Source organism: Acidobacteriota bacterium (assembly GCA_016716435.1).
Lineage (GTDB): Bacteria > Acidobacteriota > Blastocatellia > Pyrinomonadales > Pyrinomonadaceae > OLB17.
In genome coordinates this window covers 64,140-90,219 of record JADJWI010000003.1, presented here as the reverse complement: position 1 = coordinate 90,219, position 26,080 = coordinate 64,140, and the positions used below count along the sequence as shown (strand labels likewise).

Sequence of the window (26,080 nt, the reverse complement as noted above, 5' to 3'; positions counted from 1 at the left end):
TGTATTTAGGCTACAAGAATAGCGCATAGATATTGACCAAGCCGAACGCTTGGTTTACGCTTTCCCGTGCGATCAATATCTGAGCCATCACGGAGAGACAAAATGAAGCATTTAACTACCACAATTCTTTCGATCCTCGCCCTTGCGATGGTTGCCGCCGCGCAAGCGAAGCCACAACCGCCGCCAAAGCCGATGCCGCAGTCAACGCCGCCCGCCGAGCAGAAGTACAAGCTCGAGACGGACAAGCCCTTTGACGGTAAGGTCGAGTTTCCCGAGGTCGATGGCTGGGAGAAGAGCTCGATAACGCGCTACCCGACCGCCGCACTCGGTTATAGCGTTTCGTATGACTCGAGTGAAAACGGCCGCGTTACATTTTATGTTTACAACGGCGGGCTGAAAACGATCTCGGACAGCCTGACAGGGCCGGTCGCCGGCCAGATGACCCAAGCGAGGTCAGATATAGCAGCGGCGGCCGATGCGGGCTATTATCAAAACGTACGCGAGATCCGCTCCGGCACGATCACGATCGGCGAAGGAGATGGCGTTGAGGCGCTTTACACCCTCTACACACTTTCCGCAAACAGGACAGGGCTTGAATCGGAGATCTATCTTTTCGTTTACAAGAATCATTTCATCAAGATCCGGGTGACCCGCCCACCGACGCCCGCGGGCGAAACTAATGAAGCCTTTGACGAGCTGATGAATGAAGTGATCCGGCTCTTTGCTAAGTAGCTTGCGTTGTTGCCGGTGAAGGCTGACGTCATCATCATCGGAGGCGGGGCCGCGGGGCTTTTTTGCGCTATCGCGGCTGGCCGACGAGGGCGTCGCGTGCTCGTCGTCGAGCACAATGCCGAGGTCGGCCGCAAGATCGTCATCTCCGGCGGCGGCCGTTGCAACTTTACCAATCTCAACACGACGGCCGAGAACTTCGTCTCGCGCAATCCGCACTTCGCCCGCTCGGCCCTCGCCCGCTATACGCCCACCGACTTTGTCGAATTGGTCAAACGCCACCGCATCGAGTATTACGAGAAAAAGCTCGGCCAGCTTTTCTGTCGCGGCCGCTCGCATGAGATCGTCGATATGCTGCTCGCCGAGTGCCGCACTTCGCGGGTCGAGATCAAGACCGACACGAGCGTCGAGCGGATCGAGAAAGACAAGCACTTCGTCGTTCGCACTTCCCGCGGAATATTTGAGAGCGAAGCGCTCGTCATTGCCACCGGCGGGCCATCCTTCCCAAAGATCGGCGCCACCGGCTTCGGCTACGGCATCGCCCGGCAGTTCGGCCTCGCGATCGAGGAGACGCGGCCGTCGCTTGTGCCGCTCGTTTTTTCGGGGGCGAATGAGTTTCGCGGGCTCGCCGGTATTTCGATCGATGCCGAGGTCACGGCGGGCGCGCACAGCTTTCGCGAGAATATTCTCTTCACACACCGCGGGCTCTCCGGCCCGGCGATCCTTCAGGCCTCAAACTATTGGTCGCCCGGCGGCGAGGTCGAGTTTAACCTTCTGCCTGCGCAGGATATCGCCACGGCAGTAAATGAGAATCGCCGAAGCCGGCAGCGGCTTGATAACTTTTTGAAGGGCTTTTTGCCCGAGCGTTTTGTCGAGATCTTCACCGCCGGCCGCCTGCCGCAAAAGCCGCTCAATGAGCTGAGCAACCGCGACATCGAAATGATCGAGGCAGAGCTTCACCGCTGGCGGCGGACGTTTACTGAGACGGAGGGTTGGGACAAGGCCGAGGTGACGTTCGGCGGCGTTTCGACCCGCGAGCTTTCATCGCAGACGATGGAAGCGAAACGCGTGCCGGGGCTTTATTTCATCGGCGAGGTCGTTGATGTTACAGGCTGGCTCGGTGGCTATAATTTTCAGTGGGCGTGGGCATCCGGCCATGCCGCCGGCACTGCCGTCTAGCCGAAGGCGTCCCTGAAGGCCTGGAGTTGTTCGTTCGTCCCGAGCATATCGAGCATGCCGCCGGCCGGGAGTTTCGTCGCGGGCGGCGGATTCGCGATCATCTTTTTGCCTTCCTCTATGCCAAGCACCAACAGTCCCGTCTTCTCGCCGATCTCGCTTTCCATCAGCGTTTTGCCAACGAGGCTGTCCGGCACCGCCGCCGCAAAGAATTCAACGCCCTCGCCCATAACGAACGCCTGCCGCCCTTGCACGATCGCCATCACCGATTCGGCCCCGAGCGGTGCATAGCTCAAGACAAAATCCGCACCCGCACGATGTATCGCCTCAAGGTTCCGGTCGTGTGTGATGCGGCTGATTATCCTTACTTCGGGGTTGAGCCGCCGGCAATAGATCGAGAGGTAAATGTTCACCGCGTCGTCGTTCGTCGTCAGCAGAACGAGCGAAGCTTCCATCAGCCCGCCGCGCATCAACGTCTCGCGGTCGGCGGCGTCGCCGGTCGTCAGCCGGTCAAGCGACTCGCTTATCGGAGCGCAGCGGCCGGCCTCGCGTTCGACCATATATACCGTCAGGCCCTTCTTTTTGAGCGCTTCCGCAGCCGCACGGCCGACCTTGCCGCCGCCCAGGATCAGCACCGAACCGGCGAGCGGTTGCTGCCGGTCAAGAAACAGCTCCAGTGCGCCGATCTGTTCTTCGGTCCCGACTGCTACCGGAACGTCAGAATCTGCGAGCAGATGTTCGGGCTCGGCCTTAAGCAGCCTGCCCCGACGCCAAACCCCGACGATGTTTACGCCCGTCGCTTCGCGGACGCCCGTTTCGCGGATGTGTTTTCCCTCGAGCGTGGTGCTGTGGACGGTGAATTCCGCGACCGTCCATGCGCCGAAACGACCGACAACATGAGCGCGGTCGTCGCCGACGCTTATCCGGTTCGCGATCTGTTCGCCGAGCTGCTGCTTGAGCGCAAGCACGTGCGTTGCTCCGCTTAGCTCTAGTATGTCGATCGAATCGGGGTCGGTCGCCGTCGCCGCGATCGGTACGTCCGGCGCCGCCTCGCGGACGGTGAGCGTTATATTGGTGTTCGTCGTATCGGCCAGATTGGCAAAGACGAGCTTTGCGTGGCTGACCCGCATCCGCTCATAGGTGCCGCGGCCATCGACCTTGCCGTTGATCACGGAAACACCGGTCTGGAAAAGCTGGGCACCGGCCGCGGCATCTTCTTCGATCACAAAGTAGGGAATGCCTGCCTGATTGAGCCGCTTTATCAGCGTCGGGGCGATGTCGTCGTAACCGCAGATGATCACATGGCCCGCCGTATCGGGCGGAACCTCACGCGGGCATTGGGCATGTATCTGTGCCTCAAGCCACGGCGCGTAAAAATACCGGATGAACGCGAATGGCAGCATTATCAGCAGCAGTAAAACGCCCGAAAGGAGTACCAGCAAGCTGAACGCCCGGCCGATGTCGCTCTCAAAGGTGATGTCGCCGAAGCCGAGCGTTGTCATTACCACGAGCGTCCAATAGAAACCCGTGATCCACGAAAAGTACTTGCCCTCGACCCAGGCCATTATGAAATGGAACATCACCGAGTAAAAGGTGATGACCGATCCGAGAAAAAGCAGATACTTAACGAGCGCCGAAATGTTCTGCCGGCTCTCCCGCTGGTTAAGAAAATAGCTGACCTGGCTTGCTAGAAATTTCATTTCTGCTTCCTGAAATCGCCGATGTCCATCCCGTAGGTCTCGCGAACGTGCTCTTCCTGTGCGGCGGTAACGGCCCGGAGGTTCTCAAGCCGGCGGGCGGTCTTGCGGATGTGCGTTCCGGCCCGCTCGGCCATTTGCCGGAGCATGTCGCGGCCTTCGGCGGCCTCGATCTTCGACTTGCGAAAGAGCTCGTAAAGCTCTGAGGCCTCCGCCTCGCGGCGTTCGACATCGAGCTCGGCAAACCGCCGCTTTATCTGATAGATCTGGCGGATCGCCCGGACGAGCGAATCGCCCGCCGAATCGCCGCGGACCGTCTCCGGGCTTACGCGATATTCGGCAACGAGCTTGTTGAGCCGCTGCTGATCGCCCGAGGCATAGGCCTGATTAAGCTCGGCCATCAGCCCGTGCCGGCGTTCCTTTTCGGTCGCGTCGAGGGCAAGGTCCGGATGGATCACACGGGCGATGTCGTGATAGGCCTTGCGGGCCTCGGCGGTCGGCTCCCACCTGTCCTGCTCGTGCTCCTCGGCGGCCTTGAGGCGGGCGGCCGATTCCTCCGCGAGGCGGCGAAGTTCCTCTACGCGTTTCTTAATTTCCTCATCGTCCGGGACAAGCTTTAGCTCTTCTTCGGCGATCTCGGCTTCAAGCTCGTCCTGCTCGGCATAGAGTCGCCCGACCTCCATCGTATAACGGGCCTCAAAGCGCTCAAGCTCTTCGCGGAGGTCCGTCATGTCCTCCTCGCGGTCGGCGAGGCGATCCTTGAGCCGCTCAAGCAGGCGGAGTTTTTTCTCGAGCTCCAGCTCTTCCGGCGATGCGGAATCCATAAGCCCTAGATTCTACGCCACCTCGGCTTGCGGGCAAAGAGCCTCGCTCTGCTATCATTCGGCTGATGCGTGTAAAGATACTCGGTTCGGGAAGCTCGGTGCCGCACCCGCGGCGGACGAGTTCGGCAATTTGGGTAGAGACGTCGGACGCGAAGGTACTCCTCGATTGTGCACCCTCGGCCATTCACCGGATGCCCGCCGAGGGCTGCGACTGGGCCGGGCTCGACGCCATCTGGATCTCGCACTTTCACCTCGACCACTGCGGCGGACTCGCTCCGCTGCTTTTTGCGATCAAGTACGCGCCGGAGACCTCGGGCCGCACAAAGCCGCTCCGCATCTTTGGCCCGGCGGGCATTAGCGAGATCGTCGCCGCCTATGACCGCGTTAACAATTTTCGCTTGCTCGAACAGTCCTTTCCGGTCGAGATCATCGAAACGGAGACCTCCGAGCCGTTCGCTATCGCCGCGGGCCTCACCGCCGTCACAGCAAAAACGCCGCACACGCCCGAGAGCCACGCAATCCACCTCCGCGACGCCGCCGGGCGTACACTCGTCTTCACATCTGATACGGGCTTCCACGAGCCGCTCGCCGCCTTTGCCCGCCACGCCGATCTCTTCATTCTTGAGTGCTCATTCGTTCGCAACAAGCCGGTCGAGTCACACCTCGAACTCACCGAGGCAACGTGGCTCATCCGCCGCGCCGAACCCCGCCAAGCCGTCCTCACCCACCTCTACCCCGAATGGGACACCACCGACCTAACCACCGAACTCGCCGACCAGACGCCCCCATGCACCGTCCTCGAAGCTCAAGACGGACTCACGGTGGAATTAGGAATGCGGAATGATGAATGATGAATAGTTAATGTTGAATAGTGAGTGGTGAAATGGTGAGTTGTGAATGCGAATTTGGAATCTGGAATTTGGAATCTGGAATTCGCACCGTGTCAGTAGCCCGACCGTAAGGGAGGGCGCAACTTAATGGGGAATGCGGAATGATGAATGCGGAATCCGCTTGTGTCAGAGGCCTGCGCGTAAGCAAGGGCTCCAATGCAGAAGCCTGCGCGTAAGCAAGGGCTTAACATCCAACTCAGAATGCAGCAGGCAGAAAAGCCAAATTCGTCGAAGACGACGCCATCGATGTAGCCCACGTCGCAAGACGTGGGTCGGGCCATAGCACCAAACCGAGTCGTTGAAGACGACGACATTGGCATCGAACGTGCTTGCATGAACGAGAAGCTCTATCCTACTCGATCGTTACAGCCGCAAGGACACGAATCTGATAATCGAAACGCCGATCCATCTCATTTCTTTTCGCATAGGGTTCAACCCGGATCCGATAAGTACCTCGAACGGAACGCGGCAAGCCTACGTCGCGCCGAATTTTGAGTTTTCGCTCAAAGCGCCTGTGTTGGGCCTTCCCCGTAGCCTTTGCGAATTCCTCGTCAAACAAATAAACGATCGCACTCGTTTGCTTGGCATCACACCCACGAACGTCCTCGAACCAGCCCATTTCGAATCCCGCGACGTAGTCGGCGCGTACCTCGAGCGTTTTGTTGAGAAACTCCGAAGGCTTCGCTTGAATATCGCAAAGATCGATCGTCGATCCAGAATCAGACCGCTCCTTCTTCTCGTAGCAAACCGAATTAATGATTCCTTTTCCAAGAGCCACGTGGTTGGGTGACTTCGTCAGAAATATCACCGACGCCGTGTACATATTTTTACTGTCATCCCAAACATTGACCCCGATCGAATGTTTCCAGCCCGTCAATTCACCAAACTCCCATCGCCAATAACGAATGTTTCCGACAATCGAAACCTCATCCCGAAAGCTCTCTAATCGCCTCTCGAAAGTCGGCCGTGACGCGTCCGGGTGGACGTCAACCGAAAGCAAAATGTCATCATGCTCGGAGACCAAGCTCGTTCCCTCAATTCCATTCACATTTCGGATAACAAAATTTCTGGGCACGCGAAAGGATACGCCTTGAAAGTCAAACTGCTTGCATCCCGCCGGGCCGCAAAACGCATCCGCTTGAACAGATCTCTCCGCAGATGGATTCATCGCACATACGCCGCCCGTCTGCGCGGAAACGGCAGAAACCAGCAAGACCAGCGAGAACATCAACGTAAGCCAGAGTCTAAACTCTCTTCATCTTGTCCTCTTACGGCAGTAACTCGACAGGCAGATCATAATAGAAAAAATACACCCTATGCCGCGGTTCATTCAGTCTCATGATCCCGTCGCGGAACTCCCAAGGATAACTGAAATCGGTAAAGAGTTTTGTATTCGCCTTGATGATCTTCGAAGGAACTGCAAACCTAACGTACTCTCCCGGTCGTATCCAATAGCCCCTTTCAAAAGGATCTGCTCGTTGCTTTCCATTGACACGAAAATCACAACTGTCCTTGAGAGACTCATTCGCGGGGGCTTTCGCTTTTTTATGAGTCGTATTTCCTTGGGGGACGAAAAGCCCCTCAGCGTCAAAGCACAGCTCTACTTCTGCCCCGGATTTCAGAAACGTTCCAAGTCTCCCGTCTGGCATTTGGTAGGAGCCATCCTCGATTTCACCTGAAGACCGATTGTCGAAATTGGCCGCGACATTGATCGGGACCGAAAGATTATTATGAATTCGGAAAATGAACAGTGAATCCCTTTTGCCGCGAGTTCCGGAATTTGACTGCCTTTGATTCTCGAAGGACAAATAAACATTCGGCATGCTAGTGTCGCGAACATCGACTGTCTGGCCAACGACCCAACTAGCAAGGACAACTACCATGAAACCGACCACTGAAAAACTGCAAGTGAGATCAAATGCATTCGATCCCTCTGTACGATTCACAACCAAATACCTCCTTCGTCGTTGCATATACCAATTTACTTGGGCATCCATAGCTGTCTCAATGTGAACGCGCGTTTCTGAGCAGTTCTTGGTGCTGCACCGTCAGTAGCTGTGATTGCTTCGATTCTTTGCCTAACGCATTCACCAGGACATTCACTTTTTCAAGGGTCGCATTGTCTTGTGGGTGCGGACCATCAAGGACGAAAAACCAAAACGAGGACGCCTGCGTTTCAGGCAAGCGGTCTAGAATTTCTTCCGATTCTGCAGGATTCTCTTTGATCAATTCATAACTTGCTTCCTGTATCTTTGCTGTAGCGTCCGCATCCCATTTGCCGCCGACTCCGACGCCAATCGCCTTTTCGAGCCGTTCGCGAATGGAAATGTCCGGACAACTTAAGAAATACTGAACGTGTCTTTCATACTTCGAATAAAGAGGGCTCTCACTCGTAGCATCGTTGAACCCGTAAAGTCGTTCGAATTCCGAGAAAGAACTTGGGAATGTATCGAAGAAGCCACGACAATTCTTAGCGTCATACAGAGCCGAAAGCCTGTTCGCAAGGCTGTCTTCCTTGTCACGTTCGACTGGCACCTGCGTATTGCTAGCTTGTGCCCTTCCAGGAGGATCAAGGTTCGCGCCACCACATGCGACGAATAGGGCAGCTACGAAAAATATGATCGATTTAGCGCAAACGCATCTTGTCTCGGATAGTAAGTTTGACATTGCTCGCTCCGTTTGACTCGATGATAATCTCGTCCGGCTTTCGAAATTGCATGTTTCCAACCATCAAAGATGCTCCGGGCCGGGCGGCGGTTGGCTTGTTGGGATAATTGTAGCAGTGAAGTCAAGAGGGATCGGAAATTCCAAATTCCAGATTCCAGATTCCGAATTCATCATTCCGAATTCCGAATTCGAGAAACCGCCCTTACTTACGTGCAGGCCCCTTCATCGGAGCCCTCCGTCGCGGTCGGGCCGCGCGACGCGTTGGGCGTCACCACAGGCGGAAACCCGACCGGTAGGGAGGGTGTTCCGTAATAAGGAAAAAGGGTAAAGGGTAAAGGAGAAAGCCAAACTTGAGTTCCGGTTTCTTCGTTTCTTTTTTTGTGGTTCCTACTTGCGGCGGGCAGGATGCCCGCGTTCCGGAGGCCAGCTAAAGCTGGAACTCCGAACATCGCAACATCACAACTCGCACCTTCCATATCATCCATATCTTCCATTTCTCACGGATCGCCATTCAATTTCGTCTGACGGCCTAAGAAAATGGACAGCGGGAGGAAGTGAGCAGTGAGCAACGGGGAAGCAGACCGGAGCACCTTCATTCCAGCCAATTAATAATTAGAAATTAGTAATTCGTAATTAAAAGGAATGCCAAGTTCGAGTGTGAAAATGCAAAAAACAAAGACCAAAGACCAAAGCCCAATCTCCATTTTTGACCAATTAACAATGGTCCGATTAACAATTGACAATGCGAGAGAAAGCCACAACTCCAAGACCCAATCCCGGCCGCGTGTCCCAGATGTCCAAGATGTCCCATCTGTCCCATTCGTCCCAATCGTTCCAGATGTTCGCGATGTTTTCGGTGTTCACGGCGTTTCCGCGAACGCGCGATGCCCGAAAAAAACAGAACACTACCAAATGCGGAAGGTGGAATGCGGAATGCGGAATCCGAGAGGCCGGCTAAAGCCGGGACTCAAAACTCCAGAGCGTTTCAAGCGTTTCACGTCTTTCAGGCATTTCATTTCATTCATTCGTTTCAACCGTTTCAGAAACCTATGGCCCTTATAAAAAATGAAACACGCAGCCCAAAAGAAAAAAGCGTTCCCGGCCCGGCCGGAGACGCTTTCTGGTCAGAAACTGCGGAGAGGAGGTCAGTTATGAGTATTTCGTTTGGCGAGGGACATCAGGTCTTCGGGCATCCATTTTTCGGTCACCTTGTCCTCGGCCTCGGCGATCCGCGAGCTTCGGTTGCGCCAGTCCTTGGTCGGGTCGTCCTCGCGGCCGGACTGGATCGGATAGTTCTCGACCTGCTCGAGGCTGATGATGATGCCATGAATGACGTCGTTCCAGTCCTCGTTCTGAATGCCGCGGAGCGTTACAGGCAGCCCGGCGGTCCAGTCCTCTTCCGGCACGATGTTGTCATATTCCGGGATGGTCAGATAGGCGGTGTCCGGAAACGGCTTGCCGGAATACTCGCCGATCAACTGCGACTTCAGGGCCGGGTAATCGGCGTTCGGGTTCTTTTCGCGAAGCTCAAGCGCACGCTTGAAGATCTCGGTAACTGTCGGAGCACTCATAAGTGTTCTCAGATTAGCATAGTCGCACTCCGAATTTAATCCGCACGGGGCCAAAATTGGCGGCCGGCGGGTGTGTTAATCTGGCTTTTTATTATGCGAGCTTTTATCTACAAACTGCATCTTCTGCTCGGCCTCGCGGCCGCCATTCCGCTGCTCGGCTGGGCGGCGAGCGGATTTCTTTACTCGCTCCCGAACGCGGTCGAGGGCGGCGTGGTCGAAAATATCGCTGCCGAGCGCGTCCGCATTTCGCCGGCCGAGGCGATCGCAAGCGCCAACCGGCTCGCCGGACGCGAACTCCCGACAACGGCGCTGACGCTGCTGATGAAAGACGGCCGTCCGCAATATCAGTCGATAGGCGGGCTCGGGGCAGATTCGATATTTATCGACGCCGAGACCGGCGTTGCCGAGTTTTCAAAGCCGCCTACGGCCCGGACGCGTTTCTTCCGCGAGGCGCATTTCTATTTCTTTGCCGGCCGCTGGCAGGTGCCGCTGCTACTCATCCTTTCCGGCATCGCGACGCTCTCGGTGCTGACTGGTATTTACCTCAATGTTGTCTATTGGGGCGGGCGGCTGTTCGGGCGGCGGTCGAAACTCTTGCAGGAGGGCGGCGATGCGTAGGCAATCTGCAACTTTTGGTTGTGTTACTGCGTCTGAACCAATAATCTTTCTCAAGCAGGTTTTTATGAAGCGTTTATCGATACTTTTCGTCATCCTCGCGGCCGCGGCCGTTGCATTTGGGCAATACGAACAGGCCCCGATCATCGACGGCAACTTTGCCTATAAGGATTGGACCCGGAAGAACTTGAATGGCGAAGGCGAGACGAACTTACGTGAGTTCGTCAAAGGCAAGAAGTTCGTGATGGTCGTTTATTGGGCCCCGTGGTGCCCGAACTGGGCCCATGACGTGGACTTCGTCCGCGAGCTGGATGAAAAATACGGCGATCAGGGCCTGGCGATAATCGGCGTCGGCGAGTACGATTCGCTGCGGAAGATGCGCGAGCACTTTGAGCAGAAAAAACTCACATTTCCATCGGTCTATGAAACCGACAAACCGGCCGACCGCGAGAAGACGGTCCACTTTACGCAACGCCGCGAGGCAGGCGACAGGCGAAAATGGGGAACGCCTTGGTATGTCTTTATCGAGCCCGCAGCGGTCATGCCGGATGGCGACGTGCTCGTCACGCGGCCGAAGGTCATCAATGGCGAAATGATCAAGCCCGAGGCCGAAAAGTTCATTCGGCAAAAGCTCGGGCTTGAGACGGGAAGTGAGTTGTTAAGCGCCCGAAATGAACCGGTCGAGGCCTGCGACCCCGCAACCGCCGGGCCTAAGCTGCAAAAGCCCTAAGGCATTTCGACTAGCGTGTCCGAGAGCTTTTCGACCACGGTCAAGAGCGGCCGCCCGGCCTCGGTCAAACGCCCCGCCGCGGCTAGGTCGCCCGAAGTTCGGGCAAGCTCGGTGATACCGCCGATGATAGGCACGTTCTTTTTGAGCGTTTCCTTTGTCCGGAACTCGATCTCAAGTGCCTGCAGGCCGGCCTCGAGGTTCCTGATCGCCTGGACAAGCTCCCGTTTGTTGGTCTCGTTGGCATCTTTCGCCGCCCGGTTCGCTCGAGGGTCTTTGTCAATGTCCTCAATCCCCTTTGCCACGCCGCCGAGCAGGAAAATGAACCGGCTGACATTTTTGATTTGGATCGCCGCTTTTTCAGCCCCGGCCTTACGCTCGGCGAGCGCGTTCGTGGGAAGCGCGGTGCTCGTAACTACCTTTGGCGGTGCGGGTCGGCGGGTCGTCCGACGCGTTTGCGCATCGGCGGCCTCAGCCGAACCGAGCAGAATGAAGGCGAGCAGAAAAGCGAAGCGTTTGGTCATTGAATTTGTCCGTCCTGTAAATTGCTATGCGAAAATCTTATCATAGAGGTAGATGCTAAAACGCACGCTTGAGGTTCGACGCCTTGCGCGTATCGATTACCAAACGGCTCTCGTGCTCCAGAAAGAGCTTGAGCGCGAGGTCATCGAGCGACGCGAACGCGACTACCTGCTCCTGCTCGAGCACCCGCACACCTACACGGTCGGGCGGCGAGCGAAGGAGGCGGGCGTGCTTGCGACCGCCGAAGTGCTACGGCAGATCGGGGCAGAGGTCTTTGAGAGCGATCGCGGCGGAAAGGTGACGTATCACGGGCTCGGCCAGATTGTCGGTTACCCGATAATCAGCCTTTCGCCCGATCGCGAGGATGTGCATAAGTACGTCCGCGATATCGAGGAAGTGTTGATCCGAACGATGGCCGACTACGGAATCGAAGCGTTTCGGATCGAGGGGCTGACGGGTGTGCACACCGCCGAGGGCAAGGTTGCGGCGATCGGTATCCACATCAAGCGATGGGTCACGACGCACGGCTTTGCGCTCAATGTGAATACCGACCTCAGCTACTTCAACTGGATCATCGCATGCGAGGGTGAACCCGTCACGTCGATGGAAAGATTGCTCGGCCGCGAGGTGCCGATGGCCGAGGTTGAAGATCGGCTGATACGGAATTTTGCGGACGTTTTTGGGGTTGCGGAGGTGACCGGCGATATTGAAATTCCGGCTGTTTCCGCAGCCTGATGTTTTTACTACAGGGAGGAAATTATGAAAAAATTGCTTATCTTTACTATGATCTCCGTGGCCGCGTTCGCGGCTGCTTGCGGCTCCGGCACCGAGGATCACTCGGGCCATACCAATAACAACGCGGCCAATGCAAACGTCGCTCCGGCCGGCCCGTTGATACTGACGGATGCAGAAGTGCCGCAGCGGATCAAGGACATGATGGCCGCCCGCGGCGAGCAGGATGCCGCCGCTCCGATGGTTAGCATCACCGCTCCGGTCGAGGGCTCAACGGTCGAGTCTTCGACGGTACGCGTGCAGCTCGTGGTTGGCGGCGATCTGAAGGGCTACAGGCCGGGAATGGACCCGGAGACGAAGATGGGCAATCACATTCACGTCATCCTCGATAACCAGCCCTATGAGGCCTATTACAACATCGACCAGGAATTCGAACTCCGCAACGTCCCGGACGGCGAGCACACGCTGCGGGTCTTTGCCTCGCGGCCCTGGCATGAAAGCTACAAGAACGCGGACGCGTTTGACGTTGTGAAGTTTACGGTAAAGAACGGCGGAGCGAATCTTGACCTCCCGGCGACGACCAATTCTGGCCAGACGATGTCGAATTCAAACGCGAACGCTACGCCGGCCGCAAATGCCAATTCAAATGCCAACGCTGCACCAACGCCCGAAGGCAAGGAAATGCCGGCCTCTGCGGGTGGAGCCATCGACGCCACCAAGCCGCTGCTCACCTACAGCCGGCCGAAGGGCGAATACAAGGGGGCCGACGCCGACCCGATAATGATCGACTTCTGGCTCGCGAACGCTAAGCTCGTCGGAGACGGCGGCGAATACCGAATACGCTATTCGGTCAACGGTGGCGAACCGAAGATGATCGAGAAATGGGCACCGCTGTGGCTCGCGGGCTGGACCGCCGGCAAGCACACGATCAAGCTCGAACTCATCGATAAGGACGGCAATGTCGTGGATAACGGCGGGTATAACTCAACGACGCGAGACATAACGGTAATCAAATAGTGGCCGCGGTTAGATTCGAAAGCTCTAACGTGCAAGACTGGAAATCCTTCCACGAATACTGCATGGAAGTTTTCGGCTTTCCCGATTTCTATGGAAAGAACATGGATGCCTGGATCGACTGCATGTCGAGTCTGGATGAAGAAGGGATGACTAGATTTCTGATCAAACCAGATGAGATGTTGCAGATCGAAATCACTGAGACCGAGGCGTTTCGAACGAGACTTCGGGAGATTTTCGATGCTTTTGTCGACTGTTCGGCTTTCGTTAATCAGCGTTACACAGATAGCGGCAGAACCCCGGCTCTGTCGCTAGTATTTGTGAATTAGGGTGAACTGGATCTACCTCGCAATCGCAGGAATTCTGGAGATCGCGTGGGCGATCGGGCTCAAGTACACCGAAGGCTGGACACGGCTTGTGCCCAGCCTTATTACCGGTGTGTTGATGATCGCGAGCTTCTACTTTCTCTCGCTTGCGGTCAAGACGCTGCCGATCGGTACGGCCTACGCCGTTTGGACCGGTATCGGGACGGTCGGTGCGGCAATCCTAGGGATGGTGCTCTTCAATGAACCGCGGGACGCCGTCCGCATCGTCTGCATAATGCTGATAATCGCGGGCATTGCCGGGCTGAAGATCACCTCGAATTCCTGAAAGGCCCCGCATCGCGGAGCAAAGCTCGCTTGCGGACGGCCGGGATTTCACATATTCTCAAATATTTCGACAAATGATTTATGCCCTCGCTTATGCGCGGGCCTCTGACAAAATATGCGACGCGATATAACCTCGTGGCACAGCCACAACCTGAATATGGACATGCCGCTGGTTGCCTACGGACACGCCGGCTATCCGCTACTGATGTTCCCGACCGCGGCGGCAGACTACCTTGAATACGAGCGCTTTCATCTGGTCGATGCGATCAAAGGACTGATCGAGAACGGCCAGATCCGGGCGTATTCGATCAACTCGGTCAACAAATATAGCCTGCTTAACCGCGAGTCGCACCCGGCCTGGAAGGTCGAGATGCTAAACCGCTACGATCGCTACATCATGGACGAGGTCCTGCCGCTCATTCGCAACGAATGCGGACAGGACGCGCGTCCGCTTACGACCGGAGCCTCGCTCGGCGCATACCTTGCGGCAAATACTTACTTCAAGCATTCACACGACTTCCGCGGGACCATTGCAATGAGCGGGAGCTACGACATCTACAATTACCTGGACAAGGGGTTTTACAACGATAGCGTTTATTTCAACAACCCCGCGATGTACCTGAAAAATCTGAACGACGGCCATCATCTGCCGAACCTTCGAAAGGCGGATTCGATCGTTATCGTTTCGGGCCAGGGATCGTATGAAGCTCCGGATAGGAGCCGCGAGCTTTCCGGCATCTTGCATTCAAAAGGCATTCCGCACCTCCTCGAACTCTGGGGCCACGACGTTAACCACGACTGGCCATGGTGGCGAAAGATGCTGCCGTACTATCTTGGACGCTTTGTTGAATAGATGTGAGTACATCTCAATAGTGCAAAGAGCAGTCGAAAACAATGACGCGGCGAAAGCAATTGAATGCTTCGCCGCGTCGCTTTGTCTCTAGGTCCCCGCGTCGCGAGTTCTAGCCGTCTCCCTTCTTGCCCTTGCGCTGAGTGCCTTCCGGTTGTGAAGGTGGTTTAGCGTCAGGTACTCTTCGCGGTTCAGTCTGCGGTTGCGGGCGAATGACCGGCGGCGGCGGCTCGGGGACTGTCGGCCGCTGATCATTGCCGGGACGTAGTGTCGTGACTGCTGAGCCCGTGCCGGTCTGAGTCTCGGTGGTCTCAGTTTCAACCGTCTGCGTGCTTGCTCCCGATCTTGCTGCCGCAAGCTCTGCACGGGCAAGCTTCTCAGCCTCTTCGCGTTTGTTTCGCTCCATCAATGCCCGGATCTCAGAGGGAATTGGGGGCACGCCCGGAAACGTGTCTCGGGGCTTGTCCTTCATGAACGGGTTCATAAAGGCATTGAAGATCGGAAGTGCCGTGCCGCCGCCGGTCATGCCGCGGCCGATCGATTCCTTCCTTAGCGGATTGCCCATCCAAACACCCGTAACGTATGTCGGCGTGTAACCAATGAACCAAACGTCAGTATGTTTATTTACCGTTCCGGTCTTGCCGGCAAGCGGATGGCCGGCTGCACTCGCCCCGGCCGCCGTTCCGCCGCCGGATGTCACGCCACGCATCATATCGACCATCGTGAGTGCAACGTATTCACTCGTAACGCGGCTGCTCGAGCCGTCAAACTCTTCCAGCAACGTGCCGTCGCGGCTATAAACCTTACGGATAAGATGTGGCTGAATCCGAACGCCCTTATTAGGGAAGACGCCGAAGCCCGCGACCATTTCGAGCAGCGAAGCTTCAGAAGCTCCAAGTGCTGACGGAAGGCTCGGAGCCATCGGGTTTGTGATACCGAACCGACGGACCATCTGGGCACCCGCCTGAATCCCGACCTGATCGAGCAAATGCACGGCAGCGAGGTTATACGACTTGGCAAGGGCGACCTTCATCGGCACATTCGGGTGGCTCGGCGATCCGTCGTAGTTAGAAGGCTGCCAACCGCCCCGCTTGAGCGGGGCACCGCTTACGATCATGTCCGGCGTCATACCGTCCTCAACCGCTGCGGCATAAATGAATGGCTTGTAGGCCGAACCGGTCTGCCGAAGTCCCTGCGTCGCGTTGTTAAATCGATTGGTATGAAAATCATATCCGCCGACCATCGCAGCGATCTCGCCGGTCTTGGCATTAACGGTAGTGATCGCGGCCTGGATCTCGGGCACCTGCTCAAGCTGGACCTCAAGCATTTGCTTCTCGTTATCGACCTTCTTGATCAAAAACTCCGCAAGATATCCCGGCTTGAGCTCGTCCTTTGGCCGCTTGCCGCTCCGGCCCATATCCTTACTGCGAACGACCGCTTTGTAGCGCCCAAACCGAACTCCGACCTCATCAGCGACCGGATTCTGAGTCACGACAAGCCCCTTGATGTACTCGCCCTCTTCGTACTCGTCGCCGTACCAATCGGCGTGCTTGAAGGCGTTCAGAGTTTTCTCTCGTTCTTTCTGGTCGGTGATCGGCTGGCCGTCGTTGTCGACAAGTATGTCCTTGTAATCCGACCGCCATCTGCGTCCCTTATCGAAGGACCGCAGCCGTTCGCGAATGACGCGTGTGGCGATCTTTTGGGCTTCGACGTTAATGGTCGTGTAGACCTTCAGCCCGCCTTGAGCGACGCGGGTCGTGTATCTATCCTCGAGATACTTGCGAACTTCCTCGACCGGGTAATCCCACGGCGTCGATTTCGGAAGCGACTGGTAATAGGCTGTATCGGCAAGCTTGATCGGCTTCGCCTTAGCCGCGTTAACGGCGGCCTGCGAATAGCGCTCGGGGAAATACTTCGCCATCTGATCGAGCACGATATTGCGCCGCATCTCTGCCCGCTTTATGTTCCTTGTAGGCGAATATTCGGGTGACTTCGGGATGGCGGCGAGCAGTGCGGCTTCCTCAAGGGTCAGGTCGTTCAGCGATTTGCCGAAATACGTCCTTGACCCGGCCTCAAATCCATATGCCCCTGCTCCGAGGAAGACGTAGTTCATGTACATCTCAAGGATCTGCCGCTTTGTATAAAAGCGTTCGATCTGGAGCGCGACCATCCATTCGTTGACCTTTCGGGTGTAGGTCTGATCTTTGTAGAGAAAAAGATTCTTGGCAAGCTGCTGCGTTATCGTCGAGGCACCCTCGGTCGACCCGGTGGTGAAGTTCTTGTAAACGGCACCCGCGATGCGATAGGGGTCAATGCCGATGTGGTCGTAATAGCGAAAATCCTCGATCGCGATGAGGGCGTCCTCAACGTTTTGCGGGATGTCGCTTTCCTTGATCGGAATACGCTTTTCGATCGCAAACTCGGCAAGGATCGTCTCGCCGTCGTCTGCATAGATCGTGGTCACCTGCGGCGGCCGATATGTCGCAAGTGCCGAGACCTCGACGGAATACCGCGAATTGTTGAGATAATACGAGGCCAAAACGCCGGTGAGGCCTCCGGCCGCAAGTGCCAAAAGCAGTGCTGCGGTGAACCAGGCAGCCTTCGCCAACAATCCATTCTTCCGCTCAATAGAGCCGATCTCTTTCTCAACGATCTTTCTTTCTCTCGCCATAAAACCTCTTCGAGAATATTACCTGTTCAATTGACGAACCGCCGCATCTTGATACTGACCACAAATCCGATCGCGATGAACGTCGCGAGCATTGCCGAAAGTCCGGCACTCATCAGCGGCAGCGGAACGCCGATAACGGGCAGTATCCCGAGCGTCATCCCGATATTCATGAATATCTGAAACGCCAGCCCCGCCGCAATGGACATTATAACAAGCATTCCCGCCCGGTCGTTAGCCTCGCGAGCACCGGCGATCAGCCTTGATAGCAGTAGCGCATAGGCAAGCAGCAACGAAACGCAGCCGATAAATCCGGTGTGTTCGGCCGTAACCGCAAAGATGAAATCCGTTTGCGGCTCGGGGAGGAACTTGAGCACGCTCTGCGACGTTTCCGTGTCGCCCTGAATACCCGCAAGGCCGCCCTTGCCGACCGTTATCATCGATTGAATGGTGTGGTAGCCGAATCCACGCGGATCTACAGCCTCGGGGTTGATGATCGCTTCGATCCGCTGCCGCTGGTACTGTTTGATCACGCCGCTTTGTACGCCGACATAATACGACGTTGGGATAAGGATCGCCGCGGCGAGGAGTGTTGCGACGATATAACGAACTTTGACAGCCGAAAGAAAAAGTATCGCGATAAGCAACGGAAAATACGTGATCGCCTGCCCGGCGTCCGGTTCGAGCATTATCAGCCCAACCGGGCCCGCCAAGATCGCACCACCTATCAGAAGCTCTTTGAGTCTCAAAGGCACCGGCTTTCGGTCACCGAAATATTTCGCAAGCATCAGCACGGTCGGGATCTTCGCAAATTCAGAGGGCTGGAACTGCCCGACGACCGGAAGCCAAAGCCAGGCTTTCTGACCGTTCACCTCTACCCCGAGAGGCGTCAGGACAAGAAACAACAGCAGCAGGCCAAAGCCATAGAAGATCGGAGCGGCTTCAATGATCCGGCGATAATCGGTAAACGCGACGACAAGAAAAGCGAAGATAGCGATGCTTAGGCCGATAATCTGCTTCGACCAAATAGAAGCTGTTGGGACGGCATTATAGATCTGCCAGACGCCAAAGCAGGCGATCGCAACTGCCAACACCGTGGTGAGCCAGTCAAAATCTCTTAACGAATGTTTTTCGAGTATCGCTACCATCTGCTATCTTTTTGCAACCTCGGTCGGCTCCGCTGGCTGCGGATTCTTTTTGGCCAGATATGCCTCATAAACGCCCTTGACAGCCGGGCCGGCGTGGGTCCCGCCGAAGCCGACGTTCTCGATCAGCCCAATGACCGCGATCTCCGGATTAAAGGCCGGGGCATACGTAACTATCCAGGCGTGGTCTTTCCTGCCGGCTTTCGGGTCGCCGTCCTGTGCCGTGCCCGTCTTGGCGGCGACATCAAACCCAGGGATATTGACGACCCTTGCCGTTCCTCCCGTTACCGCATCCGCCATGCCTTGGGCGATCATTTTTTGCTGACCGGGCGTCATTTCGATGATCTTCGGTTCCGGACGTTGAAAGCCGAAGCCGGGTCTCTCGTCAAAGTGCTCGGTGCCGACGATCGGCCTGAATTCTTTTAGAAAATGCGGGACATACATCCGCCCGAACATCCCGACCGCGGAGATCGTTCGGATGAGCGAGATCGGCGTAACGACGACCGTGTCCTGCCCTATGGAAGCGTAAACTGTACGGATGTCCGGCCAGCGTCCTTCGCGTTTCTCGACGATCGGCCGCCAACTCTTCGGCGTTTGGCCGATCTTCTCGTTTGGCAGGTCGATGCCGGTCCGGCGGTCGTACTCAAAGGTCTCGATCATATCGATGATGCCTTCGATCTCCATCTTTAGGCCGAGCCGGTAGTAATATCCGTTACACGAACGCGAGATGGCCGGAATCAGCGTGGGCGTGCCGTGGTTGCCCATACACTTAGTGAACTTGCTGCCGATCTGAATGCCGCCGCCGCAGGCAAAAGCATTGCTCGACTCGGTCATAGCGCCCGATTGGAAGCCGCCAACAGACATTGGGATCTTCCAAGTCGAACCCGGTGGGTAGCGGCCCTGTATCGCACGGTTGTATAGCGGCCGTTCCTCGTCCTGCCAATATTCCGCTATCTGCTTCCGGCCTTCACGCGTCTTGCTTCCCTGAACGAAGATGTTCGGGTCGAATGACGGCTGCGAGGCCATTGCCAGCATCTCGCCGTTTCGTGAATCCATCGCAAGGATGGTGCCGCGCTTTGAAGCAGAGTTCTCGATCTGCCGCTCCGCCGCCATCTGGACGTCAAGATCGATGGTCGATACCATGTCCTGCCCGGCCTGCGGAGGCACGACCTCGATCTCGCTTTGAATGCGCCCGCGGCTGTCAACGATCACTTTCCTGTAGCCGGGCCGCCCGCGAAGGAACTCGTCGTAATACTCCTCAAGGCCGCCCTTGCCGATAATGTCTCCCGGTCGCAGGCCTGCCCAACGTTCGGATTCGAGTTGCTTCGGGCTTATCTCGCCGACGTAGCCGAGAATATGCGCCATGTACTTGCCATGCGGGTAAAATCGCTGCGGCTGAAGCTCGACGCGAAGCTCCGGATACTCAAGCGAATGCGCCTCGACCCAGGCGATATCCTGCATAGAAGCATTGTCCTTTAGGATCAGCGTCTCAAAATCCGTCTGTTTGTTGATGGCGTTGAGCCGCTCGGTGACCACCTGCGGTTCGAGGCTAAGGCCGCGAGAATACTCCGGAATCCGTTCATCGGTGTCGATGGTCTTGAGCGGCTCTTTTGAGATGACGATGTTAAAGGTCGGCCGCGAATCCACAAGGATGTTGCCGTTTCGGTCAAAGATCGCTCCCCGAGGTGCCGGGATCGGGATCAAACGTATTCTCTGATTCTCGGCCCGCTCTTGAAAGTGTTCCCCGCGGACTATCTGCAAATAATACAAACGCACGCCGAGAACGGCGAGCAAAATGAATGCGACGACCTGGATCGTCACGATCCTCAACCCCAAATTCTGCGATTGTTCGTGCAGCTTCATATTGCGTCCGTTATCGGTTCAGTTTTATCGGATTCCGTCGCCGAGATTGCCTGCGTGGTGAAAGTGTCTCGCGCCGACGCGGCCGGAGCCGATCCGATGAAGCGTAATCCAATACGAAAAAGATTATCGTTCCGGCGATCAGGGTTCCGATGAATGAATACGCCACGGTCGTTACCAGAGGAGCCGAGGGCGGAACCCCGAGCAACTGATGCAACCCATAATAAGCGAGGTCGTCGATCAAACACGCTCCCGCTATGACGAACATCCGCAAGAATAGGTTGTCCAGATAGACTCGCCGGGCAAGCTCCGCGACCATAAAAGCGACAAGCGTTTTGGTAAAGCCGTTCGCCCCGAGAAGTCCGCTGCTGAGAGCATCGACGGCGAGCCCGGCGAGGGTGCCGTAAATGATCGCACGCATCGAGTTTCGCTGCAGGGCGGCGAAAACGATTATGATCAGCGGGAAATCGACATAGGCGAAGGGCTCCGCGACATTACGGAGCGACCATTGTGCCAGTACGGCAAGTATCAATGCAATGGTGACCTTGACCTGTTCCATCTCGTTCTAGGGCGTTGTGCCCTGCCGCCTGTTCGTCCTCTCGCCCGGTGAGAGCGAGCTCTCAAAATCCGGTTTCTGCTCGGGCTCATAAAGCAATACGCCGACTTCTTGCATAGACCCGAGCCCGGCGGCCGGCTTAATGAATATCCGATGCGGCACCGTTGCCGAGCCCGAGATGACCTCGACAATTTCCCCGACCTTCAAACCATCCGGATAAATGCCGTCTTGCCCGGTCGTGAAGACGACCTGCCCCGGCGAAACCTCAATGCTTCCCGAAACATATCGCATTTCGATCACATCCGTTTTGCCAGTTCCGCTGACAACGCCGAGCGCATTCGAGTTTCCGATCTCACCGATGACCGCCCCTAGGCCCGATTTGTCGTGGGTGATCAGATCGACCTGTGCCGTCAGCGGCCCGACGGCCGTTACTCGGCCGACCAATCCGCCATCCGTCACCACCGGCATATTGAGAGCGATGCCATCTAGGCTTCCGCGATTGATCACCGCCGAGTTGAACCAGGCGGAAGGGTCGCGGCCAATGATGCGGGCCGAGAGCACACGGTACTTGCTCTTTTCTTTCAGATCGAGCAATTGCCGAAGTCTTTCATTCTCGGATTCAAGGTCGGACCGTCCTTTGATCTCGACCTCAAGCTCTTGAACGCGCTCCTTTAGCTGGGTGTTTTCGTCCTGCGCCGATCTGAGTTCGGCAAATGATGTGAAATAGTTCGAGACCCCGGAGCTGATCGTCGTAACCGGTGACTGAACGAAATCGGCGGCCGTCAGAGCCCATACCTTAATAACCCGCTCGCCGCCTTCGACGCGGGCGTTGAACACCATCAAGATAAAATTACCCAGAAGTAGAAAGATGACGAGCCACGGCGTCAATCTCCAGACCTCTGTTTGACTTCGTTCAACCATTTTTTGAGAGAGACGGCTCGGGCCCTTAAGCAAGCAACGCGGCGACCCGGCAAAACTGCTCCGTGTCCCCGCGTCGCAAGTCCAACGGAAAAAAATTAACTACCCGTCATCAGCGAGTTGTCCCATTTCACCCGCTTGAGGAGCTCAATATCGGAGAGCATCTTGCCCGTTCCGAGCACGACCGAGGAGAGCGGATCATCGGCGATCATTACCGGAAGTCCGGTCTCGATCATCAGCCGCTTATCAAGATTCTTGAGCAATGCGCCGCCGCCCGTAAGGACGATGCCGCGTTCGACGATGTCGGCCGAAAGCTCCGGCGGCGTTCGTTCAAGAGCGACGCGGACGGCGTTTATGATCGTCGAGACCGAATCCGAAAGGGCCTCGCGGATCTCTTCGTCGGTCATGGTGATGGTCTTCGGGATGCCTTCGATCAGGTTTCGGCCGCGGACGTCCATCGAAAGCGGCTCATCGAGCGGAAAGGCACTGCCAAGCGCGATCTTGATCGCTTCGGCCGTTCGCTCGCCGATCAGCAGGTTGTACTTTCGCTTGATGTACTGCGTTATCGACTCGTCCATCTCGTTGCCCGCAACGCGGACGGCACGCGAATAAACGATGCCGGAAAGCGAGATAACGGCGATGTCAGTCGTTCCGCCACCGATATCGACGACCATGTTGCCGTGCGGTTCGGTGATGGGCAGGCCGGCACCGATCGCGGCCGCCATTGCTTCCTCGACCAGATAGACCTCCGATGCCTTCGCCCGATATGCGGAATCCTCGACCGCACGTCGCTCGACCTGCGTGATCTCAGACGGAATGCCGATCACGACCCGCGGCCGAACCCACGACTTGCCGTTGTGCGCCTTGCGGATGAAATGCTGAAGCATCTTCTCCGTCACCTCAAAGTTGGCGATAACGCCGTCCTTCATTGGGCGGATGGCGACGATGTTGCCCGGCGTGCGGCCAAGCATCTCTTTCGCGTCGCGGCCGACGGCTTCGACCTGATTCGTAACCTTGTTGATCGCGACGATCGAAGGTTCGCTGACGACGATTCCGCGGCCCTTAGCGTAGACGAGCGTGTTTGCCGTGCCAAGGTCGATCGCAAGATCGCTGGAAAATAAACTAAATAAAGACTTAAATGCCATTCTGATATCTCTCGCCCGGCGATGAACTGCCTGGGCTCTTCAAACCTCTTTTCAAATAAAGAACTCGGATTAGCGTCACGATTCGCACGGATGACGGCCCGAAAATCGCCAAACACCTTTAAACTCTATAGCATACACCCAAAATGCGGGTATATACCAATGAAAAACAGTATTTACGGGGATTTTTTCAAAGTTTTTCCGGATATTTGTGGGCCGGATGTTAAACCTTAAAAAGTGAACCAGGGCATCGGCGATTTTGGCTGCGAGATCGAGACCTTGACGTCGCTCTTGAAGAGCGGCGACCGGGCCGCGAGTGCCGATTCAGCCGTAATGCGGGCAAGCGAGGGGTCGTTCGCACGCTGTGAAAGATGGGCAAGCACTATATCGCGGGCAGAGCCGTCAAAGTCGTTCTCAAGCCAATCGGCGAGATCCTCGTTTGAGAGATGGCCCGTTTTCCCAGCGATCCGTTGCTTGAGGTCCCATGAATAGACCGGACACGCGCTAAGCATATCACGGCTGTGGTTCGATTCGATCACAACGGCATCGCACCCGCGAAGTTTTTCCTTCATTAGCGGCGTGAAATGGCCAAAGTCCATCAGCGTTGCAACCCGAACGCCAGCCGAGCGTGCGACAAATCCGAAGTTGTCGGCGGCATCATGGGGCACGGTGAATGGCTCGAAATCTATATCGCCGATGCGGAACTCGGCGTCGGATTCGATCGCAACAGTTCGCTCTTTCAAAGCGTCTTGTCGCTTTATGCCTTCACTATCGCCGTTCTGTATTCCGCGACGGGTTGAGTAAAAAGCAGCTTCAGTTTCACCCGAAATGAACACGCGGCACGCTATCGAGCGAAGTAGAACCCGAAGGCCCCCGGCATGGTCGGAGTGCTCGTGGGTGATCAGGACTCCGTCAAGCGATTCAGGCGAGACGCCGACCTCGCCAAGCCGCCGAACGATCTCACGTGCGCTCAGGCCGGCGTCAACGAGGACGTTGGTCCGATCGCTGGAGATCAGCACTGCGTTGCCGGTCGAGCCGCTGCCAAGTACGGTAAATCTCATTTCTTGCTTCGAAACTTTGGCCCGATCGCCTTCCCGACGACGTTCGTGATCAGCCTGTCCGGCACCATCAGGCTCGCGGTGGCGACCAATCTGTTCATCCAGCCCGAGATCGCCTTTGTCTTGCCGCTTGCGACCGCCCGCATCGCGGCTTCGACGACATCCTCGGCCGTTTGCTGCTGTTTGAACATCGAGGTCGGTTCGATCTTTGCGGTATCAAAAAAGGCCGTTTCGGTCGGCCCCGGGCAAAGTGCCTGCACCAGAATACCATCTCGCCGATTCTCTTCCGCGATCGCCTGTGAGAAAGAGGTCACAAAAGCCTTTGTCGCCGCATATGTCGCCATGTAGGGAACCGGCTGATAGCTTGCCGTCGAGGAAACATTGATGATCGTCCCGCTTTTCCGCTGCCGCATTCCCGGTAAATAACGATGTGTAAGAGCCACGAGGGCCATCACGTTAAGGCCGATCATCTCAAGCTCGCGTTCAAGATCGAGCTCAATGAAGTCGCCCATCGAACCGAACCCGGCGTTGTTGATAAGCCAATCAACCTGCAGGCCATGCCTTTCCGTTTCTTCATAAAGCCGGCGGTCGGCCTCGTAATCCGTAAGGTCGATCGCGACGTAATTTGCCGAGACACCGTCAGCTGCCCGAAGCTCCTCGCAAAGTGCGGCGAGCTTCGTCTCGGACCGAGCAACCAGCAACAGGTCGTGCCCTTCGGCCGCGAGCCTCCGGGCAAATGCTTCGCCGATCCCGCTCGATGCTCCTGTGATCAGGCTTACCTTCATAGATCGTCGGTGAAGTCGAGCTCTGCCTCTTCACCAAATGAAAGATAGATGGAGAGCGCCGCACCAGCGATTATGGACAGCGTTCCGGCGGCGCGAATCAGCCCGGCGACCGTCTTGGTCGAATCGAGCAGCCCGAGCCGCGTCAGCATGTAGTTCCAGTCGTGAAAGCTGCCCTCGCTTCCGGTCAGGCCGCCGAGCAGAACGAGCTGCATCACGACGGCATCCGACGCATAAACCCAAACATTAAGGATACTCTGGCCGACCCAGAAAAGCACTATGGCAGCCGAGTAATAATTGCCTTTCCAAAAGAAGTAGCCGACGAAAATGGCAGGCATTATCACCTGAAAAAGGGTTCCGCCGGCGATCATCATAAATTCGCCGAGCGGCCTAAACAAAAGATGCCCTGTCTCGTGTATTGGGAGATCAACGAGGTCGAGAAAGCTTCCTTCCATTGGGTCGTACGCGATCCAAAGGAAGTAAACCGAAGCGATAGCGGCAAAGATTAGCTTTAGGTAATTCGGCTTCACGTCCTTATGGCAACTAGAGCACTGAATGCTTCGCGATATATTCCTTTACAAGGCTGTTGAAGTCCATTACGGTAAAAAACCGCATCGGCTGCAAGCTTTTTCATAATTTCATCCCGCGGCAAGGTAGGTCTCTCGTGATATGCCATAAAAGACGCAATCCTCGCCGTAATGCTCCTCCGTTTTTTCGTATGTCATTCCGAGCTTTTCCATTATCCGCCGCGAACCGGCATTCTCCGGGTGGGCGACAGCGACGATGCGTTCGAGGCCGTGGACGCCGAATCCGAGATCCATCCAGGCCCGCGCCGATTCTAACCCCAGACCGCGACGCCAATATTCCGGTATCAGGCTGTATCCGACCTCGATATCGTCTGTCCCGACCAATGGCTGCAGCCCGGCGGCGCCGATCATCTCGCCCGTTTCCTTCCAGATCACCGGGCACATCCCGAAACCGTGCGACTCGTAACACGATATGTAAAACCGGAAGCGTTTAGTTATAGCCTCTGTGTTCTGACGCTCCGGCCCGCCGAGATAGCGATTCATCTCCGGGTCGGCACGCTGTTCGATCAGCAACGGCAGGTCGTCGAGGGTGAATGCGCGAAACGCTAGTCGTTCGGTTTCCGGAAAATGTTCGATCATTTTAAAGGCCTTTCAGCGCTTGAAACGGGCGAATTCTATCACATTTGCGGGTAAAGGTTGGAATTTCCCTAGGAACCGGACACAAAATTAAGCCCGGCGGTGTTTCATTTCAATAAGGGGG

Annotated in this window: 27 protein-coding genes; 10 read left to right on the top strand and 17 right to left on the bottom strand. The window is 56.3% G+C overall.

The annotated features are described in order from the left end of the window. The first annotated feature begins 102 nt into the window (after nt 1–102). Nucleotides 103–732, top strand: coding sequence for a hypothetical protein (locus IPM21_03580; GenBank protein MBK9162981.1), 630 nt, complete (start codon nt 103–105; stop codon nt 730–732). A gap of 15 nt (nt 733–747) precedes the next feature. After that, nucleotides 748–1,908, top strand: coding sequence for an NAD(P)/FAD-dependent oxidoreductase (locus tag IPM21_03575; protein MBK9162980.1), 1,161 nt, complete (start codon nt 748–750; stop codon nt 1,906–1,908). Here the strand turns inward: IPM21_03575 and IPM21_03570 are convergent. After that, nucleotides 1,905–3,605, bottom strand: coding sequence for an NAD-binding protein (locus tag IPM21_03570; protein ID MBK9162979.1), 1,701 nt, complete (start codon nt 3,603–3,605; stop codon nt 1,905–1,907). The genes IPM21_03575 and IPM21_03570 overlap by 4 nt on opposite strands. Then, nucleotides 3,602–4,426 (bottom strand): hypothetical protein, encoded by an 825-nt coding sequence (locus IPM21_03565; GenBank protein MBK9162978.1) that lies wholly within the window; start codon nt 4,424–4,426, stop codon nt 3,602–3,604. Before IPM21_03565 ends, IPM21_03570 begins: the two co-directional genes overlap by 4 nt. 65 nt (nt 4,427–4,491) lie before the next feature. Between IPM21_03565 and IPM21_03560 the strand changes: the two genes are divergently transcribed. Then, nucleotides 4,492–5,277, top strand: a complete 786-nt coding sequence (locus IPM21_03560; protein ID MBK9162977.1) for a ribonuclease Z — start codon at nt 4,492–4,494, stop codon at nt 5,275–5,277. A 391-nt stretch (nt 5,278–5,668) separates the two neighbouring features. On the opposite strand, the gene IPM21_03555 is transcribed toward IPM21_03560, so the two are convergent. The 4 genes from IPM21_03555 to IPM21_03540 all read right to left on the bottom strand — a co-directional run bounded on the left by IPM21_03555 (nt 5,669) and on the right by IPM21_03540 (nt 9,554). After that, a complete protein-coding gene (locus tag IPM21_03555) occupies nt 5,669–6,391 on the bottom strand; it encodes a hypothetical protein (protein ID MBK9162976.1) in 723 nt (240 codons plus the stop codon). Between the two features lie 193 nt (nt 6,392–6,584). Continuing rightward, the gene (locus IPM21_03550) at nt 6,585–7,262 is read right to left on the bottom strand and encodes a hypothetical protein (GenBank protein MBK9162975.1); all 678 of its coding nucleotides are present in this window, start codon (nt 7,260–7,262) and stop codon (nt 6,585–6,587) included. Nucleotides 7,263–7,320: 58 nt separating this feature from the next. Beyond that, nucleotides 7,321–7,851 carry a hypothetical protein gene (locus IPM21_03545; GenBank protein MBK9162974.1) on the bottom strand — a complete coding sequence of 177 codons (531 nt, stop codon included), beginning with the start codon at nt 7,849–7,851 and terminating at the stop codon, nt 7,321–7,323. A gap of 1,277 nt (nt 7,852–9,128) precedes the next feature. Further along, complete coding sequence (locus tag IPM21_03540; GenBank protein ID MBK9162973.1) at nt 9,129–9,554, bottom strand: hypothetical protein; 426 nt, start codon at nt 9,552–9,554, stop codon at nt 9,129–9,131. 93 nt (nt 9,555–9,647) lie between these two features. Between IPM21_03540 and IPM21_03535 the strand changes: the two genes are divergently transcribed. Together IPM21_03535 and IPM21_03530 are read left to right on the top strand one after the other, a co-directional pair. Then, nucleotides 9,648–10,172, top strand: a complete 525-nt coding sequence (locus IPM21_03535; GenBank protein ID MBK9162972.1) for a PepSY domain-containing protein — start codon at nt 9,648–9,650, stop codon at nt 10,170–10,172. A gap of 64 nt (nt 10,173–10,236) precedes the next feature. Next, nucleotides 10,237–10,899, top strand: coding sequence for a redoxin family protein (locus IPM21_03530; GenBank protein ID MBK9162971.1), 663 nt, complete (start codon nt 10,237–10,239; stop codon nt 10,897–10,899). On the opposite strand, the gene IPM21_03525 is transcribed toward IPM21_03530, so the two are convergent. Further along, entirely contained in the window at nt 10,896–11,420 is a 525-nt protein-coding gene (locus tag IPM21_03525) for a hypothetical protein (protein ID MBK9162970.1), read from the bottom strand. The two genes, IPM21_03530 and IPM21_03525, sit on opposite strands and share 4 nt — an antisense overlap. 52 nt (nt 11,421–11,472) lie before the next feature. Between IPM21_03525 and lipB the strand changes: the two genes are divergently transcribed. From lipB to IPM21_03500, 5 genes are all read left to right on the top strand, one after another. Continuing rightward, entirely contained in the window at nt 11,473–12,153 is a 681-nt protein-coding gene (gene lipB / locus IPM21_03520) for a lipoyl(octanoyl) transferase LipB (GenBank protein MBK9162969.1), read from the top strand. 24 nt (nt 12,154–12,177) lie between these two features. Beyond that, nucleotides 12,178–13,167, top strand: coding sequence for a hypothetical protein (locus IPM21_03515; GenBank protein ID MBK9162968.1), 990 nt, complete (start codon nt 12,178–12,180; stop codon nt 13,165–13,167). Further along, entirely contained in the window at nt 13,167–13,493 is a 327-nt protein-coding gene (locus tag IPM21_03510) for a barstar family protein (protein ID MBK9162967.1), read from the top strand. Before IPM21_03515 ends, IPM21_03510 begins: the two co-directional genes overlap by 1 nt. A gap of 1 nt (nt 13,494) precedes the next feature. Beyond that, the gene (sugE, locus tag IPM21_03505) at nt 13,495–13,815 is read left to right on the top strand and encodes a quaternary ammonium compound efflux SMR transporter SugE (GenBank protein ID MBK9162966.1); all 321 of its coding nucleotides are present in this window, start codon (nt 13,495–13,497) and stop codon (nt 13,813–13,815) included. 162 nt (nt 13,816–13,977) lie between these two features. Then, nucleotides 13,978–14,667, top strand: a complete 690-nt coding sequence (locus IPM21_03500; protein MBK9162965.1) for an esterase — start codon at nt 13,978–13,980, stop codon at nt 14,665–14,667. Nucleotides 14,668–14,776: 109 nt separating this feature from the next. On the opposite strand, the gene IPM21_03495 is transcribed toward IPM21_03500, so the two are convergent. The 10 genes from IPM21_03495 to IPM21_03450 all read right to left on the bottom strand — a co-directional run bounded on the left by IPM21_03495 (nt 14,777) and on the right by IPM21_03450 (nt 25,959). After that, the gene (locus tag IPM21_03495; GenBank protein ID MBK9162964.1) at nt 14,777–17,335 is read right to left on the bottom strand and encodes a PBP1A family penicillin-binding protein; all 2,559 of its coding nucleotides are present in this window, start codon (nt 17,333–17,335) and stop codon (nt 14,777–14,779) included. Between the two features lie 26 nt (nt 17,336–17,361). Continuing rightward, complete coding sequence (locus IPM21_03490) at nt 17,362–18,480, bottom strand: rod shape-determining protein RodA (GenBank protein MBK9162963.1); 1,119 nt, start codon at nt 18,478–18,480, stop codon at nt 17,362–17,364. Nucleotides 18,481–18,483: 3 nt separating this feature from the next. Beyond that, nucleotides 18,484–20,340, bottom strand: coding sequence for a penicillin-binding protein 2 (gene mrdA / locus IPM21_03485; GenBank protein MBK9162962.1), 1,857 nt, complete (start codon nt 20,338–20,340; stop codon nt 18,484–18,486). Between the two features lie 10 nt (nt 20,341–20,350). After that, entirely contained in the window at nt 20,351–20,896 is a 546-nt protein-coding gene (gene mreD, locus IPM21_03480) for a rod shape-determining protein MreD (GenBank protein ID MBK9162961.1), read from the bottom strand. Between the two features lie 6 nt (nt 20,897–20,902). Continuing rightward, nucleotides 20,903–21,814 carry a rod shape-determining protein MreC gene (gene mreC, locus IPM21_03475; protein MBK9162960.1) on the bottom strand — a complete coding sequence of 304 codons (912 nt, stop codon included), beginning with the start codon at nt 21,812–21,814 and terminating at the stop codon, nt 20,903–20,905. A 95-nt stretch (nt 21,815–21,909) separates the two neighbouring features. Beyond that, the gene (locus IPM21_03470; protein MBK9162959.1) at nt 21,910–22,956 is read right to left on the bottom strand and encodes a rod shape-determining protein; all 1,047 of its coding nucleotides are present in this window, start codon (nt 22,954–22,956) and stop codon (nt 21,910–21,912) included. 227 nt (nt 22,957–23,183) lie between these two features. After that, nucleotides 23,184–24,014: an MBL fold metallo-hydrolase gene (locus IPM21_03465; GenBank protein MBK9162958.1), complete on the bottom strand. Its 831-nt coding sequence runs from the start codon at nt 24,012–24,014 to the stop codon at nt 23,184–23,186. Beyond that, nucleotides 24,011–24,796 (bottom strand): SDR family oxidoreductase, encoded by a 786-nt coding sequence (locus tag IPM21_03460; GenBank protein MBK9162957.1) that lies wholly within the window; start codon nt 24,794–24,796, stop codon nt 24,011–24,013. The genes IPM21_03465 and IPM21_03460 overlap by 4 nt, the downstream gene beginning before the upstream one ends. After that, nucleotides 24,793–25,323, bottom strand: a complete 531-nt coding sequence (locus IPM21_03455; GenBank protein MBK9162956.1) for a hypothetical protein — start codon at nt 25,321–25,323, stop codon at nt 24,793–24,795. The genes IPM21_03460 and IPM21_03455 overlap by 4 nt, the downstream gene beginning before the upstream one ends. 108 nt (nt 25,324–25,431) lie before the next feature. After that, nucleotides 25,432–25,959 (bottom strand): GNAT family N-acetyltransferase, encoded by a 528-nt coding sequence (locus IPM21_03450; GenBank protein MBK9162955.1) that lies wholly within the window; start codon nt 25,957–25,959, stop codon nt 25,432–25,434. Between the last annotated feature and the right edge of the window lie 121 nt (nt 25,960–26,080).

What these genes read in the sequence shown, in the direction of transcription:
- IPM21_03580 (MBK9162981.1), top strand. Translation starts at nt 103, where the DNA reads ATGAAGCATTTAACTACCACAATTCTTTCGATCCTCGCCCTTGCGATG.
- IPM21_03570 (MBK9162979.1), bottom strand. Translation starts at nt 3,605, where the DNA reads ATGAAATTTCTAGCAAGCCAGGTCAGCTATTTTCTTAACCAGCGGGAG.
- IPM21_03565 (MBK9162978.1), bottom strand. Translation starts at nt 4,426, where the DNA reads ATGGATTCCGCATCGCCGGAAGAGCTGGAGCTCGAGAAAAAACTCCGC.
- IPM21_03560 (MBK9162977.1), top strand. Translation starts at nt 4,492, where the DNA reads ATGCGTGTAAAGATACTCGGTTCGGGAAGCTCGGTGCCGCACCCGCGG.
- IPM21_03540 (MBK9162973.1), bottom strand. Translation starts at nt 9,554, where the DNA reads ATGAGTGCTCCGACAGTTACCGAGATCTTCAAGCGTGCGCTTGAGCTT.
- IPM21_03535 (MBK9162972.1), top strand. Translation starts at nt 9,648, where the DNA reads ATGCGAGCTTTTATCTACAAACTGCATCTTCTGCTCGGCCTCGCGGCC.
- IPM21_03530 (MBK9162971.1), top strand. Translation starts at nt 10,237, where the DNA reads ATGAAGCGTTTATCGATACTTTTCGTCATCCTCGCGGCCGCGGCCGTT.
- IPM21_03525 (MBK9162970.1), bottom strand. Translation starts at nt 11,420, where the DNA reads ATGACCAAACGCTTCGCTTTTCTGCTCGCCTTCATTCTGCTCGGTTCG.
- lipB (MBK9162969.1), top strand. Translation starts at nt 11,473, where the DNA reads ATGCTAAAACGCACGCTTGAGGTTCGACGCCTTGCGCGTATCGATTAC.
- IPM21_03515 (MBK9162968.1), top strand. Translation starts at nt 12,178, where the DNA reads ATGAAAAAATTGCTTATCTTTACTATGATCTCCGTGGCCGCGTTCGCG.
- IPM21_03500 (MBK9162965.1), top strand. Translation starts at nt 13,978, where the DNA reads ATGCCGCTGGTTGCCTACGGACACGCCGGCTATCCGCTACTGATGTTC.
- IPM21_03495 (MBK9162964.1), bottom strand. Translation starts at nt 17,335, where the DNA reads ATGGCGAGAGAAAGAAAGATCGTTGAGAAAGAGATCGGCTCTATTGAG.
- IPM21_03490 (MBK9162963.1), bottom strand. Translation starts at nt 18,480, where the DNA reads ATGGTAGCGATACTCGAAAAACATTCGTTAAGAGATTTTGACTGGCTC.
- mrdA (MBK9162962.1), bottom strand. Translation starts at nt 20,340, where the DNA reads ATGAAGCTGCACGAACAATCGCAGAATTTGGGGTTGAGGATCGTGACG.
- mreD (MBK9162961.1), bottom strand. Translation starts at nt 20,896, where the DNA reads ATGGAACAGGTCAAGGTCACCATTGCATTGATACTTGCCGTACTGGCA.
- mreC (MBK9162960.1), bottom strand. Translation starts at nt 21,814, where the DNA reads ATGGTTGAACGAAGTCAAACAGAGGTCTGGAGATTGACGCCGTGGCTC.
- IPM21_03470 (MBK9162959.1), bottom strand. Translation starts at nt 22,956, where the DNA reads ATGGCATTTAAGTCTTTATTTAGTTTATTTTCCAGCGATCTTGCGATC.
- IPM21_03465 (MBK9162958.1), bottom strand. Translation starts at nt 24,014, where the DNA reads ATGAGATTTACCGTACTTGGCAGCGGCTCGACCGGCAACGCAGTGCTG.
- IPM21_03460 (MBK9162957.1), bottom strand. Translation starts at nt 24,796, where the DNA reads ATGAAGGTAAGCCTGATCACAGGAGCATCGAGCGGGATCGGCGAAGCA.
- IPM21_03450 (MBK9162955.1), bottom strand. Translation starts at nt 25,959, where the DNA reads ATGATCGAACATTTTCCGGAAACCGAACGACTAGCGTTTCGCGCATTC.